The 17,584-nt window shown below is 64.6% G+C and carries 16 protein-coding genes; 11 read left to right on the top strand and 5 right to left on the bottom strand.

What is annotated here, in order from left to right; all coding sequences use genetic code 11:
- The first annotated feature begins 219 nt into the window (after positions 1-219).
- The 7 genes from OKW27_RS20970 to OKW27_RS20940 all read left to right on the top strand — a co-directional run bounded on the left by OKW27_RS20970 (position 220) and on the right by OKW27_RS20940 (position 6,863).
- A complete protein-coding gene (locus OKW27_RS20970; RefSeq protein WP_429334753.1) occupies positions 220-933 on the top strand; it encodes a GntR family transcriptional regulator in 714 nt (237 codons plus the stop codon).
- Between the two features lie 367 nt (positions 934-1,300).
- Positions 1,301-2,782, top strand: coding sequence for an NCS1 family nucleobase:cation symporter-1 (locus OKW27_RS20965; protein WP_429334752.1), 1,482 nt, complete (start codon positions 1,301-1,303; stop codon positions 2,780-2,782).
- 48 nt (positions 2,783-2,830) lie between these two features.
- Positions 2,831-3,613, top strand: coding sequence for an aspartate/glutamate racemase family protein (locus OKW27_RS20960; protein WP_429334751.1), 783 nt, complete (start codon positions 2,831-2,833; stop codon positions 3,611-3,613).
- Positions 3,614-3,807: 194 nt separating this feature from the next.
- Positions 3,808-4,758, top strand: coding sequence for an allantoinase PuuE (puuE, locus tag OKW27_RS20955; protein WP_429334750.1), 951 nt, complete (start codon positions 3,808-3,810; stop codon positions 4,756-4,758).
- Complete coding sequence (uraD, locus tag OKW27_RS20950) at positions 4,755-5,276, top strand: 2-oxo-4-hydroxy-4-carboxy-5-ureidoimidazoline decarboxylase (RefSeq protein ID WP_429334749.1); 522 nt, start codon at positions 4,755-4,757, stop codon at positions 5,274-5,276. The genes puuE and uraD overlap by 4 nt, the downstream gene beginning before the upstream one ends.
- A gap of 67 nt (positions 5,277-5,343) precedes the next feature.
- Positions 5,344-6,354 carry an allantoicase gene (alc, locus tag OKW27_RS20945; RefSeq protein ID WP_429334748.1) on the top strand — a complete coding sequence of 337 codons (1,011 nt, stop codon included), beginning with the start codon at positions 5,344-5,346 and terminating at the stop codon, positions 6,352-6,354.
- Complete coding sequence (locus OKW27_RS20940; RefSeq protein WP_429334747.1) at positions 6,351-6,863, top strand: ureidoglycolate lyase; 513 nt, start codon at positions 6,351-6,353, stop codon at positions 6,861-6,863. Before alc ends, OKW27_RS20940 begins: the two co-directional genes overlap by 4 nt.
- 95 nt (positions 6,864-6,958) lie before the next feature.
- On the opposite strand, the gene OKW27_RS20935 is transcribed toward OKW27_RS20940, so the two are convergent.
- The 4 genes from OKW27_RS20935 to uraH all read right to left on the bottom strand — a co-directional run bounded on the left by OKW27_RS20935 (position 6,959) and on the right by uraH (position 10,533).
- The gene (locus tag OKW27_RS20935) at positions 6,959-8,305 is read right to left on the bottom strand and encodes a type II toxin-antitoxin system HipA family toxin (RefSeq protein WP_429334746.1); all 1,347 of its coding nucleotides are present in this window, start codon (positions 8,303-8,305) and stop codon (positions 6,959-6,961) included.
- Positions 8,302-8,568 (bottom strand): helix-turn-helix domain-containing protein, encoded by a 267-nt coding sequence (locus OKW27_RS20930; RefSeq protein ID WP_090800516.1) that lies wholly within the window; start codon positions 8,566-8,568, stop codon positions 8,302-8,304. Before OKW27_RS20930 ends, OKW27_RS20935 begins: the two co-directional genes overlap by 4 nt.
- Positions 8,569-8,816: 248 nt before the next feature.
- Positions 8,817-10,010 (bottom strand): urate hydroxylase PuuD, encoded by a 1,194-nt coding sequence (locus tag OKW27_RS20925; protein WP_429334745.1) that lies wholly within the window; start codon positions 10,008-10,010, stop codon positions 8,817-8,819.
- A 169-nt stretch (positions 10,011-10,179) separates the two neighbouring features.
- Positions 10,180-10,533 (bottom strand): hydroxyisourate hydrolase, encoded by a 354-nt coding sequence (gene uraH / locus OKW27_RS20920; RefSeq protein WP_018417696.1) that lies wholly within the window; start codon positions 10,531-10,533, stop codon positions 10,180-10,182.
- A gap of 504 nt (positions 10,534-11,037) precedes the next feature.
- Here uraH and OKW27_RS20915 point away from each other — a divergent pair.
- Positions 11,038-12,426, top strand: coding sequence for an 8-oxoguanine deaminase (locus OKW27_RS20915; RefSeq protein ID WP_429334744.1), 1,389 nt, complete (start codon positions 11,038-11,040; stop codon positions 12,424-12,426).
- 100 nt (positions 12,427-12,526) lie between these two features.
- Here OKW27_RS20915 and OKW27_RS20910 read toward each other — a convergent pair whose 3' ends face one another.
- Positions 12,527-13,459: a LysR substrate-binding domain-containing protein gene (locus OKW27_RS20910; RefSeq protein WP_090800510.1), complete on the bottom strand. Its 933-nt coding sequence runs from the start codon at positions 13,457-13,459 to the stop codon at positions 12,527-12,529.
- A 325-nt stretch (positions 13,460-13,784) separates the two neighbouring features.
- Between OKW27_RS20910 and OKW27_RS20905 the strand changes: the two genes are divergently transcribed.
- From OKW27_RS20905 to OKW27_RS20895, 3 genes are all read left to right on the top strand, one after another.
- The gene (locus OKW27_RS20905) at positions 13,785-15,383 is read left to right on the top strand and encodes an ABC transporter ATP-binding protein (RefSeq protein WP_429334743.1); all 1,599 of its coding nucleotides are present in this window, start codon (positions 13,785-13,787) and stop codon (positions 15,381-15,383) included.
- A 93-nt stretch (positions 15,384-15,476) separates the two neighbouring features.
- A complete protein-coding gene (locus OKW27_RS20900; RefSeq protein WP_090805345.1) occupies positions 15,477-16,583 on the top strand; it encodes an ABC transporter permease in 1,107 nt (368 codons plus the stop codon).
- 40 nt (positions 16,584-16,623) lie between these two features.
- Positions 16,624-17,553, top strand: coding sequence for an ABC transporter permease (locus tag OKW27_RS20895; RefSeq protein WP_090800507.1), 930 nt, complete (start codon positions 16,624-16,626; stop codon positions 17,551-17,553).
- Positions 17,554-17,584 lie beyond the last annotated feature (31 nt).

Genomic DNA, 17,584 nt, shown 5'->3' with positions numbered 1-17,584 from the left:
CGTCACCAATGTTTTCAGTTTTTGTTGACAAAACCTGGCTGCCAGTAGTCGTCTTGGCATTATAAAAACCGGGTAAGATTCCCGCCAGACAGCCGCGCAGCTCGGATCACAGGGCTCCTGATGACGCAACGCAGCACAAAAACTGTCGAAAATCGACGCAAAAATTGTTGACAATATTTGTGTCCGTCCTATGATGACCAACATACCGAGACGCCAACCATGTCCGACCCCGAATCCGTCGCGAACAGTTCGAAGCCCGAAGCAATCGCCGAGCGCATCCGCGCGGCGATCCTCGAGCACCGGCTGGCACCCGGCGCGAAGCTCACCGAAGCTCAGCTATGCGAAGTATTCGGTGTGAAGCGCGGCCCCATCCGCCAGGCGCTGTCGCAGCTGGCGAGTGAGCGCCTCGTCGATCTCGAGCCGAATCGTGGCGCGTTCGTCGCGAGTCCGTCGTTGCAGGAGGTGCACGAGGTGTTCGAAATGCGCCGCATCATCGAGCTGGCCGTCGTCGAAAAGATCTGTAGCGGACACGGCATGCGGCGTCTGAAGAACATCGGCGGCATGATCGGCCGGGAACGCAGGGCATTCGAAACGCGGGATTTTCCGGCATGGATCCGCTTGTCGGGCGAGTTTCATACGGAGCTCGCGAACCTGACCGGCAACTCAGTGTTGTGCGATTGCCTGAACGGGCTGGTCGCGCGTTCCACGCTGATTTCCGCGCTGTACGAATCGCTCGGACGCAGCCCGTGCTCGTTCGAGGACCACGAAGCGATTCTCGCCGCGCTCGACGCCGGCGATGCGAAGCAGGCGGCCGCGCTGATGTCGCGCCATCTGCAAAGCGTCGAGTTGAAGATGCTGGAGCGCCCCGCGCGCGGGGCAGCGGATCTGCATGAAGTATTCGGCGCGCTTGCGTCGAAAGAAGCATCCACCTAGACAGCCGAAGCCGACTCCACCCCAGGCTGAGGCAAGCAGCAGGCGAGCGCCCGTTCGTGGTGCGCGCCGCACTGAATTGAACTGAACCGATAGATGCACGGCCAGGCGGCCTCGCGTGAGCGCCGCGGGCCTGAACATGCACGTCCGTCGCGACACGACGGAGCTCGGGTAGCGACGCATCGCCGGAAAGCCGCGGCGGCTGGCGATGCGACAACCACAAGTACGTCAGTACGGAGACACGCGCGGCACGGTCCGGGACCACGACGCCGACTTCTTTGACCCATGCGGGACGAGAAGCGAGCAACTGGCATGGCCGATGCAATGTCCGTCGATGCTCTTTCGACGGTCCCTATCCAAAGGAGGAATCATGGCTCAGTTCAGTGCAGCGCCAGGCGGTCACCCCATCTCCAACTATCCGGACGGCACGGCTCAAACCGATCCGTCGATGCCGGCCGGCTACAGCGAGCGGCTCTACAACAAGGACCTCGCGCCGCTGCGCGCGCAGAACTGGAGCGCGTACAACATCTTCGCGTTCTGGATGTCGGACGTGCATAGCGTGGGTGGCTATGTATTCGCGGGGAGTCTGTTCGCGCTCGGCCTGACGAGCTGGCAGGTGCTGGTGTCGCTGCTGATCGGCATCACGCTAGTGAACGTGCTGTGCAACCTGATCGCGAAGCCGAGCCAGCTGAACGGCGTGCCGTATCCGGTCGCGTGCCGCGCGACCTTCGGCGTGCTCGGCGCGAATGTCCCCGCAGTGATCCGCGGCCTGATCGCGGTCGCGTGGTATGGCATCCAGACCTATCTCGCGTCGAGCGCGCTCGTGATCGTCGTGCTGAAGTTCGTGCCGCAACTGCTGCCGTACGCGGACGTGCATCGGCATGGCCTGCTCGGTCTGTCGACGCTCGGCTGGGCGGGCTTCATGCTGCTGTGGGTACTGCAGGCGCTGGTGTTCTGGCACGGCATGGAGACCATCAAGAAGTTCATCGACTTCGCCGGGCCAGCCGTCTACGTCGTGATGTTCATTCTCGCCGGCTACATGGTGTATCGCGCGGGTTGGCGCAACATCGGCATCAACCTCGGCGGCGTCAAATATCACGGCATGGAAGTGGTACCGGTGATGATCACGGCGATCTCGCTGGTGGTGTCGTACTTCTCCGGACCGATGCTGAATTTCGGTGACTTCTCGCGCTACGGCAGGAGCTTTCGCAGCGTCAAGCGCGGCAACTTCTGGGGCCTGCCGGTCAACTTCCTCGCGTTCTCGCTCGTCACGGTGATCACGACCGCGGCCACGCTGCCGGTGTTCGGCGAACTGATCACGGACCCGGTCGAGACGGTGGGCCGCATCGACTATCCGATGGCCGTGATTCTCGGCGCGCTGACCTTCACGATCGCGACGATCGGCATCAACATCGTCGCGAACTTCGTGTCGCCGGCCTTCGACTTCTCGAACGTTGCACCGCGTCTGATCAGCTGGCGCGCGGGCGGCATGCTCGCGGCGGTCGCGTCGGTGTTCATCACGCCGTGGAACCTGTTCAACAATCCGGCCGTGATCCACTACACGCTCGACGTGCTCGGCAGCTTCATCGGGCCTTTGTACGGCGTCCTGATCGTCGACTTCTACCTCGTCAAGCGTCAGAAGATCGTGCTCGACGATCTGTACACGGTCGCGCCGAGCGGCTCGTACTGGTATCGCAACGGCGTCAACTATCGCGCGGTGGCCGCGTTGCTGCCGGCCGCGCTGATCGCGGTGATCTGCGTGATGGTGCCGGGGCTCGACGGCTGCGCGAATTTCTCGTGGTTCATCGGCGCGGGACTCGGCATGCTGTTTTACCGGATGCTCGCACGCTGAGTTTCACGGGCTTTCGTCGCTGCAATAACGAGTCGAACAGGAGTCGCCATGCGTATCAAACTGATCAATCCGAACACGACGCGCCGCATGACCGAGGCGATGGGGCGCTGCGCGCGCGACGTCGCCGCGCCCGGCACCGAAGTGATCGCCGTCAATCCGACGATGGGGCCGCCGTCGATCGAGGGCTATTACGACGAAGCGCTCGCCACGCCCGGTCTGCTCGCCGACGTGGAGGCGGGCGAACGGGACGGCTGTGACGGCTACGTGATCGCGTGCTTCGGCGACCCCGGTCTCTATGCGGCCCGCGAGTTGGCGCGCGGCCCGGTGATCGGCATCGCCGAGGCGGCGATGCACGCGGCGAGCGTGCTCGCGCCGGGCTTTTCGGTCGTGACGACGCTCGCGCGCACCTGCGGCATGGCCTGGCATCTGGCCGAGCGCTACGGCATGAAGCGCTTCTGCCGCAACGTGCGTGCGACCGACGTCGCCGTGCTCGATCTCGACCAGCCGGGCTCGGCGGCGCGCCGCATCATCCTCGACGAATGCCGGCGCGCGCTCGCCGAGGACGGCTCGGACGCGATCGTGCTCGGCTGCGCGGGCATGGCCGAACTGTGCGCGGAGATCGAAGATGCGCTCGGCGCGCCGGTGATCGAAGGCGTGACGGCGGCCGTCAAATGGACCGAGGCGCTGGTGACGCTGCGTCTCGCGACGGCCAAGCGCGGCGACTACGCGCGGCCGCTCGCGAAGCGCTACGACGGCGCGCTCGCGTCGTTCAGCCCCGGTCCGCTGCGGGTAAACGCCGAGTCGGCGGACACGCACATACACTCGCTGTAACACGCACTATCTGCCCGGCTGTATGGGCGCACCGGGGTGTTTTCGCTACACTGGGTCAACTCGGCGCTGCGGTTTCCGCAGCCGCCGAAGCCGCCTGTTGCGTGGCTACACGTGTGAACCCCGCACCGTTGCCGAGGGGTTTCGAACCGCGTTCACGCGCATTCCTGGTCCCGTCACTACGCATCCGTCAAACCATGCCACTCGACCCGAACTACCCACGCGATCTGATCGGCTACGGCCGCCACCCGGTGCATCCGAACTGGCCGGGGCGAGCGCGCGTTGCGGTGCAATTCGTCCTCAATTACGAAGAGGGCGGCGAAAACTGCGTGCTGCACGGCGATCCCGGTTCCGAGCAGTTCCTGTCGGAGATCGTGGGCGCGGCGGCGTATCCGGCGCGGCACATGAGCATGGAGTCGATCTACGAATACGGCTCGCGCGCGGGCGTGTGGCGCATTCTGCGCGAATTCGAAAGGCGCGACCTGCCGCTGACGGTGTTCGGCGTCGGCATGGCGATCGAACGGCATCCAGAAGTTGCGCGGGCGTTCGTCGAACTCGGACATGAGATCGCGTGCCACGGCTATCGCTGGATTCACTATCAGGACATGTCGCCGGAGGAGGAGGCGCAGCACATGCGCCTCGGCATGGAGGCAATCGAGCGCGTGACCGGCGTGCGGCCGCTCGGCTGGTACACCGGCCGCGACAGTCCGAATACCCATCGGCTGGTCGCCGAATATGGCGGCTTCCTGTACGACTCCGATTACTACGGCGACGACCTGCCGTTCTGGATGGACGTCGAGGTGGCGGGCGGCAAGACCGTGCCGCAACTGATCGTGCCGTACACGCTCGACACCAACGACATGCGCTTCGCCACCCCGCAAGGCTTCAACACCGCGGACCACTTCTTCACCTACCTGCGCGACGCATTCGACGTGCTGTACGAAGAGGGCGACGAAGTGCCGAAGATGCTGTCGATCGGCATGCACTGCCGGCTGCTCGGGCGGCCGGGGCGTTTCCGGGCGCTGCAGCGCTTTCTCGATCACATCGAACAACACGATCGCGTATGGGTGTCGCGGCGCGTCGATATCGCCCGGCACTGGCACGAAACTCATCCTTACCAGCAAGACAACCGCGAGGCTGCGGCATGAAGGCGATGCAATACACCCTGGACCAACTCAACAGGATCTCGACCGACGCGTTCGTCGCGGCGCTGTCGGGCATCTTCGAGCACTCGCCGTGGGTCGCCGAAGTCGCGGCGCGGGAGCGGCCGTTCGCGAGCATCGACGAGCTGCATCGCAGGATGTCGCAGATCGTCGAAACGTCTGGCGAGGACAAGCAGCTCGCGCTGATCAACGCGCACCCGGAACTGGCCGGCAAGGCCGCGGTGCGCGGCGAGCTGACCGCCGAGTCGACGCGCGAGCAAAGCGGCGCGGGTCTCGCGCAATGCACGCAGGAAGAGTTCGACAAGCTGCATGCGCTCAATCTCGCGTATCGCGAGAAATTCGGTTTTCCGTTCATTCTCGCGGTGCGCGGCTACGACCGCCACGGCATCATCGCGGACTTCGAATCGCGCGTGAACAACAGCCGCGCCGACGAACTGCGCGCGAGCCTCGATCAGATCTATCGCATTGCACGTTTGCGGCTCGACGACCTGATCGGCGCGTGACGCGCATTGCGTCACGCAGCGAGCCGTAACGTTTTTCCCGCACCAATCGATCTCAAGGACGACAAAGATGGCACTTCCGATTCTCGACCCCAACGCACCGGAATTCACGCGCCGTTACGTGAACCTGGCGGACCCGCGTCTGGGCGCGCAGGCGCTCGAGGCCAGCGACGAATTCTTCGCGCCGAAGGACCGCATGCTGAATCCGGAACCGGCCGTCTTCATTCCGGGCAAGTACGACGACAACGGCAAGTGGATGGACGGCTGGGAAACGCGTCGCAAGCGCACGACCGGCTACGACTGGTGCATCGTCAAGCTCGCGCGGCCCGGCGTGATCAAGGGACTCGACCTCGACACGAGCCACTTCACCGGCAACTTCCCGCCGGCGGCGTCGGTGGAAGCGGCGCGCGTTGCGGATGGCGAGCCGGATCAGGCGACGCAATGGACCGAGATCGTGCCGTCGACCACCTTGCAGGGCAATAGCCACCACTACCTCGAAGTCGGCGACGCGAGCGCGTACACGCATCTGCGCGTGAACATCTATCCGGACGGCGGCATCGCGCGTCTGCGTGTTTACGGTCAGCCGCAGGTCGACTGGGCCGGCGCGAGCCGCACCGAGCAGTTCGATCTCGCGGCGATGGAAAACGGCGCGTATCTGGTCGGCGCGAACAACCAGCACTTCGGCGCGGCCTCGACGCTGCTGATGCCGGGTCGCGGCGTGAATATGGGCGACGGCTGGGAAACGCGTCGTCGTCGCGAGCCGGGCAACGACTGGGCGATCATCGCGCTCGCGCAGCCGGGCGTGATCCGCAAGATCGAAGTCGACACCGCGCACTTCAAGGGCAATTATCCGGATCGCTGTTCGATCCAGGCCGCGTACGTGAAGGGCGGGACCGACAGCTCGCTCGTCACGCAGGCGATGTTCTGGCCGGTGCTGCTCGGCGAGCAGAAACTGCAGATGGACGAGCAGCATTTCTTCGAGAGCGAGATCGCGGCGCTCGGGCCCGTTACGCATGTGCGCTTCAACATCTATCCGGACGGCGGCGTGTCGCGTCTGCGTCTGTGGGGTACGCTCGAATGAAAACGCTCGCCATCGAAGCGCTGACGAAAGCGGCGTTCGCCGCATTCGGCGACGTGATCGAACTCGAAGGCGCGAAGCAGATTCCGATCAACCTCGGCACGACGATCCGCTATCACGACCTCGCGAAAGTCGACGTGGCCGACGAGCACGGCCGCACGCTCGTCAATCTGTTTCGTGGCCAGCCGCGCACGCTGCCGTTCGAAGTGAAGATGCTCGAGCGTCATCCGCTTGGCAGCCAGGCGTTCGTGCCGCTCAACGACAAGCCGTATCTGGTCGTCGTCGCGCCCGCGGGCGAACTCGACACGAAGAAGATCCGCGCGTTCGTCACCACTGGCTGGCAGGGCGTCAACTACGCGAAAGGCGTGTGGCACCATCCGCTGATCGCATTGGGCGAGACGAGCGACTTTATCGTCGTCGATCGTGGCGGCGAGGGGCTCAATCTGAACGAGCAGGATCTGGCGGAGTCGCTGTGGCTCACGGAAGATGCGCTGAGCGCGGTGGCGGTTTGATGGCGATGCAGCTGCCGGGTCGCCGGCAGCGTTGTGGTTCGAAGAACAGGCCCGCGATGTGCGTTACGTCGTGGGCTTTTTTGCATGGATGGCGATCACTTGCGCCTGCCAAGCAGCGGCGAATGCCCAATGACTTCCCTTGACCGTTCGGGCGGCTCCGGCGCCGAAAATCCCGCTGCTTCGATGGCCGGCTTGAGCCCCCTGAATTGCAGGCTTTTCTTCGGCGAGCGCAGCGATGTCATGCCGTCGTCCCATGCATACAGCATCTGCTTGGCGAGCGCACGCCACTGCGGTTCGTTGCGCGCTGCTTCGATCAACTCGTGGCCGACGTCGACAGCGGAGTCGCACAGCGCTTCAACCATCTGCGCATATTGCCGCGGGGCGATGCCCATGCGTGTGTTGAAAAATCGTTCCAGCGTTTTACCGGCTGCCCAGGTTTTGCGGCCGTCGACAGGCAGCCCGGGCGGATTGGCTGCGAAGCGCGGATAAGCCTGGGTCGTCACGACATCGTAGACGGGCGTGAACGCAACGTCGTCGACCGAGGTATAGAACAGTGCGACGTTCTTGGTGTGGCAGTCCGCATTGCGCACGACGTAGTTCGTCAGCAAATGCCAGCCGAGCTGCTGGAGTTGCATCCGCATGGTGTCGCGATCGAGCAGATACGCTCTTGCCGCGTTGAGCATTTTCTCGCTCGTCGAATGGTATTTTTCGTGCGGCGGCAAGCCGAGCAGACCGCACAAGTCTTCGACGCCATACGCCGGCAGTCCCTGCGCGTCGACATCGAAGCGCTCGACGACGAGCGCCCTGCCATCGTCCGACATCCGCGTGCGCGCAACGGGCGCCACTCCCAGCCGCTCCAGCACCCGCATCGAATGGAACTCGTTGAAACCGAGAAAGGGCGTGTTGTCGTCCGAACCTTTGACGATGTGACGGCTCGTTCGAATCGTCGGCTTACCGAGCTGCACCGGTGTCGATGCGGCAGACTGCGCCTGCGGCGCGATGAACTTCGGCACGACGCCCGAAATGGCCGCTCGCGCGTATTCACGGACGAGTTGCGCGAAATGTTCGGCGGTGTTGTCGCCGTGCAGGATGTGCTGGACGTCGAGCGCCTGGAGTTCGGTGCCCGGCGCCACGCCTTCGGGCGTCACGGTGACCCGGCCGATCCCCATCGAGCCCACGACGGCGAGCAGTGACAGGTCGGTTCCGTCGAGCAAGGGCCCGAATTGCTCGCGGATCAGATTCAGCAGATAGCCTTCAGGCAGGTTCTGCCGGAAAAACGGATGCAGGTCGCGTGGCCAGCGCCAAGGCTCTTCGCGCACCGGCATCGTCAGGCTGACGAAGTCGGCCGCGCTCGCATCGCCGTTATATTTGAGGACATAGTCGTCGCGCTCGCGAAACAGCGTGGCAACGTTCTTGCCTAGCACCTGAACGTCGAGCTTCATGGCTGCGCGTCCGGGCTGCGCTGTTCAGCGAGGATGTCTTCCAGCGTGCGGCCATGTCCATGCGCGACGAACTTGAGGTCGTAACCGGCAACCTCGAGCAGGCGCACGAGCACGGACACGCTCATATCGTTCCTGGCGAGGGTTTCCATCCGCGCGACGGTCGTGCGGGCCACGCCCGCGCGGCGCCCAAGTTCTTCCTGCGATAGTTTGCTGTCGCGTCGCACGGCTTTCAGCATGTCCGAGACATCGGCGAGGGTGGTCATTTGTAGCCTCAGGGCGTCAAACTCAACGTATTTGACATTTATTGTAGCCCAAGAGACACAACAAGGTTATTCGTATTTGTGTCTCCAAGGCTACATTTTATGTATCTTTGCCAATTTTTGTAGCCCAAGGGCGACAAATTCCGCACGTCACCTTCCCAAACAACAACGGGCTTGCCGCTCTCGCGACAAGCCCGCTTCGCACTCCAGCCTCTGCCTCGGCACCGGCTCCGTGATCCGGACAGACGTCCTTACTTCGCCGCGCCGCCTTCGAACCACGCGGCGATCTTCATCCGCTCGTCGTCGGTCATATGCGTGACGTTGCCGAGCGGCATCGCCTTCAACGTGACCGCCTGCTGGTAAATGCGCTGCGCGTTCTGCGAAATTTCGTCGGGCGTATCCATCAGCACGCCGGCGGGCGCGCTGCCCATCATCGTCGGATGCGCGGAGTGACAGGCCACGCAGCGCTGCTGCAGCACCGGCGCGATGTCGGCGACCTTCAGCGTCGGCGCGTTGGCGGCCTGCGCCTGCGGCACCACCGGACGCGGCATGGTCCACACGAGTGCCGTGCACATCAGCGCGACGCCGACGACCGGCAGATACCACAACACCTGGCCGCGATGGCGCATCACGAAGAACTGACGGATCAGCGCGCCGGCCAGCATGATGACGACGAGCACCGCCCAGTTGTACGGATGCGTGTAGGTCATCGCGTAGTGGTTCGACAGCATCGCGAACACGACCGGCAGCGTGAAATACGTGTTGTGCACCGAGCGCTGCTTGCCGCGCTTACCGTAGATCGGGTTCGGCGTGTCGCCCTTCAGCATCGCGTCGACCATCTTGCGCTGGCCCGGAATGATCACGAAGAACACGTTGGCCGACATGATCGTCGCGAGCATCGCGCCCATGATCAGATATGCTGCGCGGCCCGCGAAGATATGGCAGGCGAGATACGCCGCGATCAGCACATAAACGCCGACGCAGATGCCGAGAAGTTTGTCGCGTGTGCCGAGAATGCGGCACAGCGAGTCGTAGACGATCCAGCCGGCCCCGAGGAAGCCGATTGCCGAGGCGACGGCGACCACCGGCCCCATGTCGAGCACGTTCCTGTCGATCAGGTAGGTGCTCGGCGAGAACAGATACAGCACGGTAAAGAGACCGAAGCCCGACAGCCACGTCGTGTACGACGGCCATTTCGACCAGTGCAGGTCTTCGGGCATTTCGGGCGGCGCGACCGTGTACTTCTGCATGTTGTAGAAGCCGCCGCCGTGCACGTGCCACAACTCGCCGAACACGCCGCGACGGCGCTGATTCGGATCGGTCGGCGGCTTCAGGCTGTTGTCGAGCGCGACGAAATAGAACGATTCGCCGATCCATGCAATGGCGGCGACGACGTGGAACCAGCGAATCGCGAGGTTCAACCAGTCGGTGATAAAGCCTTCCATGAAACTCCTCCACTTCTGATTCGTTGCGCGCGCGATGACGTTCGACGTCGTCGGTCATCGCGCCGACTGCGGATAGAAGACGCAGCGCGGGTTGTTATGGGTATGGCGGGGCGTTGTGCCTGTCCAGGTCTGTTCGTGCCGGTTCGGACGCGGCTCGCATCCAGCAGGGCTAGCTGCCCCGATACGTGCTGTACGAAAACGGCGACACCAGCAGCGGCACGTGATAGTGCGCGTCGGCATCGGCGACGCCAAAGCGCAGCACGACGCGATCGACGAAGCGTGGTTCCGGCACCTTCGTGCCGAGCGAGGCGAAGTAGTCGCCCGCGCCGAACACGAGTTCGTACTCGCCCGCGACGAGCGCGTCGCCTTCGAGCAGCGGCTCGTCGCAGCGGCCGTCGTGATTGGTGACAGTGGTTTTGAGCGCGCGGCGCGTGTCGCCCGCGAGCGCGAAGAGTTCGACCTTGATGCCTGCGCCGGGACGGCCGTTCGCGGTGTCGAGCACGTGGGTAGTGAGCTTGCCCATTCGCAATTGTCCTTGTGTGAATGCGAGGTGTCGGCGGCGGCCCGATCCATTACGTTTGCGGCGGATCGAGGCTCCACGTCAGTGGCTACATACCCGTCGGCGAATCGAAGCGAGCGCCGTGGCAGCCATTGTAGAAAGGATGCTCTGTCCCGAGCGCGAGCGATAGGAAAGATAATAGTTCGCGCATGATGGACAGCCAGACGAAAGCCGCGCCGGCTCATCGGCCGATCGTACCGGCGCCAAAAATGCACCACTATATTGGCGGTGTGAAGTTGGGTATCGCAACCGCGCGGGTTGTCAGCGGGATTTTGGCTACCGAAGGTAAGCGCTGTGCGGCGCGACCCACCCGTGCAAAGGCAGGCCTTTGGCACGGACAACCCCGAAGACGGCGACTCACGCTGGGTAACCGGGCCAATGGCGTTCAACGGAACGCGACGGCACGGTGGCGTGCCGCCGCATCGCGTTCGAACGGCTTTGCATGCAGGCAATCAGGCGGACAGACGAATGACGATGAATGAAGCACTGAAACAACCCGGTAAGACGATGCTCGTGAAGCACGCGGACGTGCTGGTCACGATGGATGACGAGCGGCGCGAACTGCGCGACGCCGGGCTGTATATCGAGGACAACCGGATCGTCGCGGTCGGACCGACCGCGCAACTGCCGCAATCGGCCGACGAGGTACTTGACCTGCACGGCCATCTCGTGATTCCGGGCCTCGTCAACACGCATCACCACATGTACCAGAGCCTCACGCGCGCGATTCCCGCCGCGCAGAACGCCGAGTTGTTCGGCTGGCTCACGAACCTGTACAAAGTGTGGGCGAACCTCACGCCTGACATGATCGAAGTATCGACGCTGACCGCGATGGCCGAGCTGCTGCTGTCGGGCTGCACGACGTCGAGCGACCATTTGTACATCTATCCGAACGGCAGCCGTCTCGACGACAGCATCGCGGCCGCGCGCCGAATCGGCATGCGCTTTCATGCGGCGCGCGGCAGCATGAGCGTGGGACGCAAGGACGGCGGCCTGCCGCCCGATTCGGTGGTCGAGCGCGAAGCGGACATCCTGAAGGACACGCAGCGTCTGATCGAGACGTATCACGACGATGGGCGCTACTCCATGCTGCGCGTCGTCGTGGCGCCGTGCTCGCCGTTTTCGGTGAGCCGCGACCTGATGCGCGAATCGGCGGCGCTCGCGCGCCAGTACGGCGTGTCGCTGCATACGCATCTGGCGGAGAACCTCAACGACGTCGCGTACAGCCGCCAGAAGTTCGGCATGACGCCGGCCGAGTATGCGCACGATCTCGGCTGGGTCGGCCATGACGTATGGCATGCGCACTGCGTGCAACTCGACGACGCGGGCATTGCGCTGTTCGCGCGCACCGGCACCGGCGTCGCGCACTGTCCGTGCTCGAATATGCGGCTCGCGTCGGGCATCGCGCCGGTCAAGCGCATGCGGCTCGCGGGCGTGCCGGTTGGGCTCGGCGTCGACGGTTCGGCGTCGAACGACGGTGCGCAGATGGTCGCCGAAGTGCGCCAGGCGCTGTTGCTGCAGCGCGTCGGTTTTGGGCCCGATGCGATGACCGCGCGCGAGGCGCTCGAAATCGCGACCCTGGGTGGTGCGCGCGTGCTCAATCGCGACGACATCGGCGCGCTCGCGCCCGGCATGGCCGCGGATTTCGTCGCGTTCGATCTGCGTGAGCCGCATTTTGCCGGCGCGCTGCACGATCCGGTGGCGGCTCTGGTATTCTGCGCGCCGTCGCAGGTCAGCTATAGCATGATCGACGGCAAGGTGGTGGTGAAGAATGGGCAGTTGGCGACGCTCGAACTCGGGCCGGTGATCGAGCGGCATAACGCGCTCGCGCGGCAGCTTTACGAGGCGGCCGCTTGAGCTCGAGCGGAACGGGCGGCACTCGCGCCGCGCCGCGCGCAAGCCGCGAGTCGCTGATCCATGAGCGGCGGCGCCAGTGCGATCGGCGCCGCATGCGGCGTCAGCACTTGTCGATCAACGTCCGGGTCGCCTCGCCAACCACGCCGCGCAGCCAGCGCACTTCGTCGGAGTAATGCACGCGCTCGTGCCACAGCTGGTAGTACTGCATCGGCGGAAAGTCGAGCGGCGCGGGCATCACGGTCAGCGGCAGAAACTTCGCGTAATAGTCGGCAAAGAGGCGCGTCGTCGTGAAGATCAGATCGGATTTGATCAGCACGTACGGCGCGAGATTGAAGTAGGGCAACGTGACGACCACATGGCGCTTGAGCCGCTCGCGCGCGAGATGCACGTCGATCGCGCCGCGCTGGCCGACCGAATACGGCGTCGGCGCGAGATGTGGCGCGTTCAGGTACTGGTCGAGCGTGAGCCCGCCGCGTTTGGCGAACGGATGCGTGTTGCTCATCAGGCACACGATCTGATCGACGAACAGGTTCGACAGATGCAACTGCTCGGGCGGCTCCGGCCAGTTGCCGACCACGATGTCGAGCTTGCCGTCCTCGAGCGCGAGTTCGTAGTCGAACGCGGGGCCGAGCGAATGGAATTCGAGCGTCGCGTTCGGTGCGGCCTTGCGGAAACGTTCGACGACCGTCGGCACGAACAGCACGTTCAGGTAGTCGGGACAGCCGATCCGGTAGCAGCGGATCGACGTGGCTGGATCGAAGTTGTGCTGCTGGAACTTGATGCGCTCGATTTCGCGCAGCGCGTTCTGCACCGGTTCGAGCAGGCGCAGACCGTACTCGGTCGGCACCATGCCGGACTTGCCGCGCACCAGCAGCGGGTCGCCGGTGATGTCGCGCAGACGGCGCAGCGCCGCGCTGATGGCGGGTTGGGACTGGTTCAGTTTGACGGCGGCGCGGGTGACGCTGCGCTCCATCAGTAGCGTGTGCAACACGCGCAGCAGGTACGTGTCGATCGCCTCGCGTTGCTGGCTCATGGATTCTCCGAATATATGTGCAGGCTGATCGAACTAACGTGGGGGTATATGCGTTTTAATATGGACGAAAAACGGCGTCAAGGGCGACATACCCGCAGAGCTTGTAGCGGCGGGGGTTTGCGGGAATTTTGTCAACTCGACTGAGTGGGGCGAATTAGGTATTGTCATCCGGTTGTGGTGACGGATCGCCCGCCGGCGGGGCCGACCGATAGTCCGCAATCCGGCGGCAATCCGGCGGCAAGCAGGCGGCAAGCAGGCGGCAAGCAGGCGGCAAGCAGGCGGCAAGCAGGCGGCAAGCAGCGTCACGAACGCACTACGGAATCTCATGAGCGACACTCCACTTAGCGACGGCGCGCAACTCACCGGCCAGGCGGTGCCTCGGCTCGCGCTGACGGGCATCACGAAGCAGTACCCGGCCGTGCGCGCCAACGACGACGTCACGCTCGTCGTCGCGCCCGGCGAAATCCACGCGGTGCTCGGCGAGAACGGCGCGGGCAAGAGCACGCTGATGAAGATCATCTATGGCGCCGTGCGACCCGACGCCGGCGAGATCCGTTGGGAAGGCGAGACGGTCGACATCGCGAGTCCGGCGGCCGCCCGCAAGCTCGGCGTCGGCATGGTGTTCCAGCACTTCTCGCTGTTCGAGACGCTGACGGTCGGCGAAAACATCGCGCTCGCGCTCGACGAACCGTTCGATCTGAAGACGTTGGCCAAACGCATTCGCGAGGTGTCGGCCGACTATGGGCTCGACATCGATCCGCAGCGGCATGTCCACAGCCTCACCGTCGGCGAGCGGCAGCGTGTCGAAATCGTGCGCTGCCTGCTGCAGAATCCGCGTCTGTTGATCATGGACGAACCGACCTCGGTGCTGACGCCGCAGGCGGTCCGCAAGCTCTTCACGACGCTGCGCCGGCTCGCGGCCGAGGGCTGCAGCATCCTCTACATCAGCCACAAGCTCGACGAAATCCAGGAGTTGTGCGACACCGCGACGGTGATGCGCGGCGGTCGCGTGACCGGCCATGTGACGCCGAAGAACGAGACGCATGCATCGCTCGCGCAGTTGATGGTCGGCCACTCGCTGCCGGACTACACGCGGCGCGAGCACAAGCCGGGCGCGGTGCTGCTCGACGTCAGGCAGTTGTCGGTCGCGAGCGACGATCCGTTCGGCACCTCGTTGCGCGACGTGTCGTTCAGCGTGCATGCGGGCGAGATCTTCGGCATTGCCGGTGTGTCGGGCAATGGGCAGGCGGAACTGCTCGCGGCGTTGTCCGGCGAGAAGCGCGCTGAACAACGCAGCCTGCCGGCCGACGCGATCACGATCTGCGGCAAACCGGCCGCGCGCCTCGGCGCGGGCGCTCGGCGCGCGCTCGGCTTCGGCTTCGTGCCTGAAGAGCGGCTCGGCCGCGGCGCGGTGCCGGCGATGAGCCTCGCCGACAACGCGCTGCTCACCGCGCATCGGCAGAGCATGGTCAACTCGGGCTGGATCAAAACGGGTGTGATGCGCGCATTCGCGAAGCGCTGCATCGACGCGTTCGACGTGCGCTGCGGCGGCCCCGACGCGCTCGCGCAAAGTCTGTCGGGCGGCAATCTGCAGAAATACATCATGGGCCGCGAGATTTTGCAGGCGCCGAAGGTGCTCGTGGTCGCGCAGCCGACGTGGGGCGTCGATGTCGGCGCGTCGGCGTTCATCCGTCAGCAACTGCTCGATCTGTCGGCGCGCGGCGTTGCGATTCTGGTGATCTCGGAGGAACTGGAAGAGCTGTTCGATATCTGCGATCGCATCGCGGTGCTCGCGGGCGGGCGGCTTTCGCCGGTGCGCGCGACCGGTGCGACCAACGCCGAGGAAATCGGCCGCTGGATGGCGGGGCTGTTCGGCGACCGCGAGGGCGCGGCGCCCGCGGCGGATCAACCGGCGCATGCATGAGGCGAGGCGTTGCCCGCCGGCCACGCCAACACGCTAACCACGCACGCGAATGCGGACCCTGAAGAACAGAACCCGAACACATACACGCTACCCATGATGCTTCCCTATCGACTCGAAGCCCGCACGTCGCCGTCGCGCACGATGCAGCTCGCCGTGCCGCTGATCGCCGCGTTGCTGACGCTCGCGATCGGCTTCCTGATCTTCGGCCTCGTCGGCCGCGACCCGTTGCAGGCGATGCACGGGTTTTTCATCGAGCCGCTGTCGAGCATCAACGGCTGGTCGGAGCTGCTGCTGAAGGCGTCGCCGCTGTGCCTGATCGGCCTCGGTCTCGCGATCGGCTACCGCGCGAACGTGTGGAACATCGGCGCCGAAGGGCAGATGCTGCTCGGCGGCATCGCGGCGAGCGGCGTCGCGATCTATTTCGATCAGGCGAGCGGCTGGTGGATCCTGCCGACCATGATGGCGGCCGGCATCCTCGGCGGCATGGCGTGGGCCGCGATTCCCGCGTTTCTGAAGAGCCGCTTCAATACCAACGAGATTCTCGTGAGCCTGATGCTCACGTACGTCGCGACGCAACTGCTGATCTATCTCGTGAGCGGCCCGTGGCGCGATCCGCAGGGCATGAACTTCCCGCTGTCGGAGATGTTCAGCGGCGACGCGCTGTTTCCGACGCTGTATGGCGACTGGCACTGGAAATTTCTGCGTGGCACGCGCCTGAACGCGTCCGTGTTCCTCACGCTGATCGCGATTCCGCTCGTCTGGCTGTTCATGCGCAAGAGCTTCGCGGGCTACCGGATGAACGTCGGCGGACTTGCGCCGCTCGCCGCGCGTTATGCCGGTTTCTCCGACAAGAAGACGATCTGGACGTCGCTGCTGATTAGCGGCGGCCTCGCGGGCCTCGCCGGTATGGGCGAAATCGCCGGTCCGATCGGCCAGTTGCAGGCGACGTGGTCGCCGGGCTACGGCTTCACCGCGATCATCGTCGTGTTCGTCGGCAGACTGCATCCGCTCGGCATCGTGCTCGCCAGTCTGCTGATGGCGTTGCTGTATCTCGGCGGCGAAGCGGTGCAGACCTCGATGCAATTGCCGCAGGCGCTCTCGGGCGTGTTCCAGGGGCTGCTGCTGTTCTGCCTGCTCGGCGCCGACCTGTTCGTGAACTACCGCGTGCGGCGCCGCTCGGCCGCAGCAGTGGCTCGTTAAGTTTGCCAATCAGCTCGCTAAATCCGCTTTCAGACTCGATATGGATATCCAGCAAGCCAGCGCGCTCACGTCGAGCGCGATCACCGCGTCGATCCCGCTGATGTTCGCGGGCGCCGGCGAACTCGTCGCCGAAAAATCGGGCGTACTCAATCTTGGCGTGGAAGGGATGATGCTGATGGGCGCCGTCAGCGGCTACGCGGTCACGTCGATCACCGGCAGCCCGTGGCTCGGCGTGCTCGCCGCGATCGGCGCCGGTCTCGCGATGTCGCTGCTGTTCGCGTTCCTCACGCTGACGATGCTCGCCAACCAGGTCGCGACCGGCCTGTCGCTGACGATCTTCGGCATCGGGCTGTCCGCGTACGTCGGCAAGCCGTACACGTCGGCGGCGGTGCGCGCGACGATCGATACGTGGACGATCCCCGGCCTGTCGAACATCCCGGTGCTCGGCCCCGCGCTGTTTACCCTCACGCCGCTCGATTACCTCGCGTTCCTGATGTTCGCCGCGATCGGCTGGTTCCTCTATCGCACGCGCGCGGGACTCGTGCTGCGCTCGGTCGGCGAATCGCCGCAGGTCGCGCATTCGGTCGGCTTTCCGGTGGTCGGCGTGCGCTATGGGGCGGTCGCGTTCGGCGGCGGCATGGCGGGGCTCGCGGGCGGCTACTATTCGATCGTCAATCTGCACCTGTGGCAGGAGAACCTGACCTCGGGCCGCGGCTGGATCGCGCTCGCGCTCGTGGTGTTCGCGACGTGGCGCCCTGGGCGACTGCTGATCGGCTCGCTGCTGTTCGGCGCGGTGACGGGGCTGCAGTTCTATGCGCAGGCGATCGGTGTGCCGGTGCCGACGCAGTTCCTCGCGATGCTGCCGTACGTTGCGACGATCGTCGTGCTCGCGCTGATCTCGCGCAATCCGAACACGATTCGCCTGAATGCACCCGCGTCGCTCGGCAAGCCGTTTTTCTCGGCGGGCTGACGGCGACACAGGTCCTTTATCGATCCGCTCA

It is taken from the genome of Paraburkholderia sp. 35.1 (genome assembly GCF_050436525.1).
Classification (GTDB): Bacteria; Pseudomonadota; Gammaproteobacteria; order Burkholderiales; family Burkholderiaceae; genus Paraburkholderia; species Paraburkholderia tuberum.
Note: the sequence above shows the minus strand (reverse complement) of the source record. Positions and strands in the feature narration are given on the sequence as shown.

Bases quoted from the DNA above. Each gene is read 5' to 3' on its own strand.
- puuE (WP_429334750.1), top strand. From the start codon at position 3,808: ATGCCACTCGACCCGAACTACCCACGCGATCTGATCGGCTACGGCCGC.
- OKW27_RS20900 (WP_090805345.1), top strand. From the start codon at position 15,477: ATGATGCTTCCCTATCGACTCGAAGCCCGCACGTCGCCGTCGCGCACG.
- OKW27_RS20960 (WP_429334751.1), top strand. From the start codon at position 2,831: ATGCGTATCAAACTGATCAATCCGAACACGACGCGCCGCATGACCGAG.
- OKW27_RS20970 (WP_429334753.1), top strand. From the start codon at position 220: ATGTCCGACCCCGAATCCGTCGCGAACAGTTCGAAGCCCGAAGCAATC.
- OKW27_RS20940 (WP_429334747.1), top strand. From the start codon at position 6,351: ATGAAAACGCTCGCCATCGAAGCGCTGACGAAAGCGGCGTTCGCCGCA.
- OKW27_RS20895 (WP_090800507.1), top strand. From the start codon at position 16,624: ATGGATATCCAGCAAGCCAGCGCGCTCACGTCGAGCGCGATCACCGCG.
- uraD (WP_429334749.1), top strand. From the start codon at position 4,755: ATGAAGGCGATGCAATACACCCTGGACCAACTCAACAGGATCTCGACC.
- OKW27_RS20910 (WP_090800510.1), bottom strand. From the start codon at position 13,459: ATGAGCCAGCAACGCGAGGCGATCGACACGTACCTGCTGCGCGTGTTG.
- OKW27_RS20930 (WP_090800516.1), bottom strand. From the start codon at position 8,568: ATGACCACCCTCGCCGATGTCTCGGACATGCTGAAAGCCGTGCGACGC.
- OKW27_RS20905 (WP_429334743.1), top strand. From the start codon at position 13,785: ATGAGCGACACTCCACTTAGCGACGGCGCGCAACTCACCGGCCAGGCG.
- uraH (WP_018417696.1), bottom strand. From the start codon at position 10,533: ATGGGCAAGCTCACTACCCACGTGCTCGACACCGCGAACGGCCGTCCC.
- OKW27_RS20915 (WP_429334744.1), top strand. From the start codon at position 11,038: ATGACGATGAATGAAGCACTGAAACAACCCGGTAAGACGATGCTCGTG.
- OKW27_RS20935 (WP_429334746.1), bottom strand. From the start codon at position 8,305: ATGAAGCTCGACGTTCAGGTGCTAGGCAAGAACGTTGCCACGCTGTTT.
- OKW27_RS20965 (WP_429334752.1), top strand. From the start codon at position 1,301: ATGGCTCAGTTCAGTGCAGCGCCAGGCGGTCACCCCATCTCCAACTAT.
- alc (WP_429334748.1), top strand. From the start codon at position 5,344: ATGGCACTTCCGATTCTCGACCCCAACGCACCGGAATTCACGCGCCGT.
- OKW27_RS20925 (WP_429334745.1), bottom strand. From the start codon at position 10,010: ATGGAAGGCTTTATCACCGACTGGTTGAACCTCGCGATTCGCTGGTTC.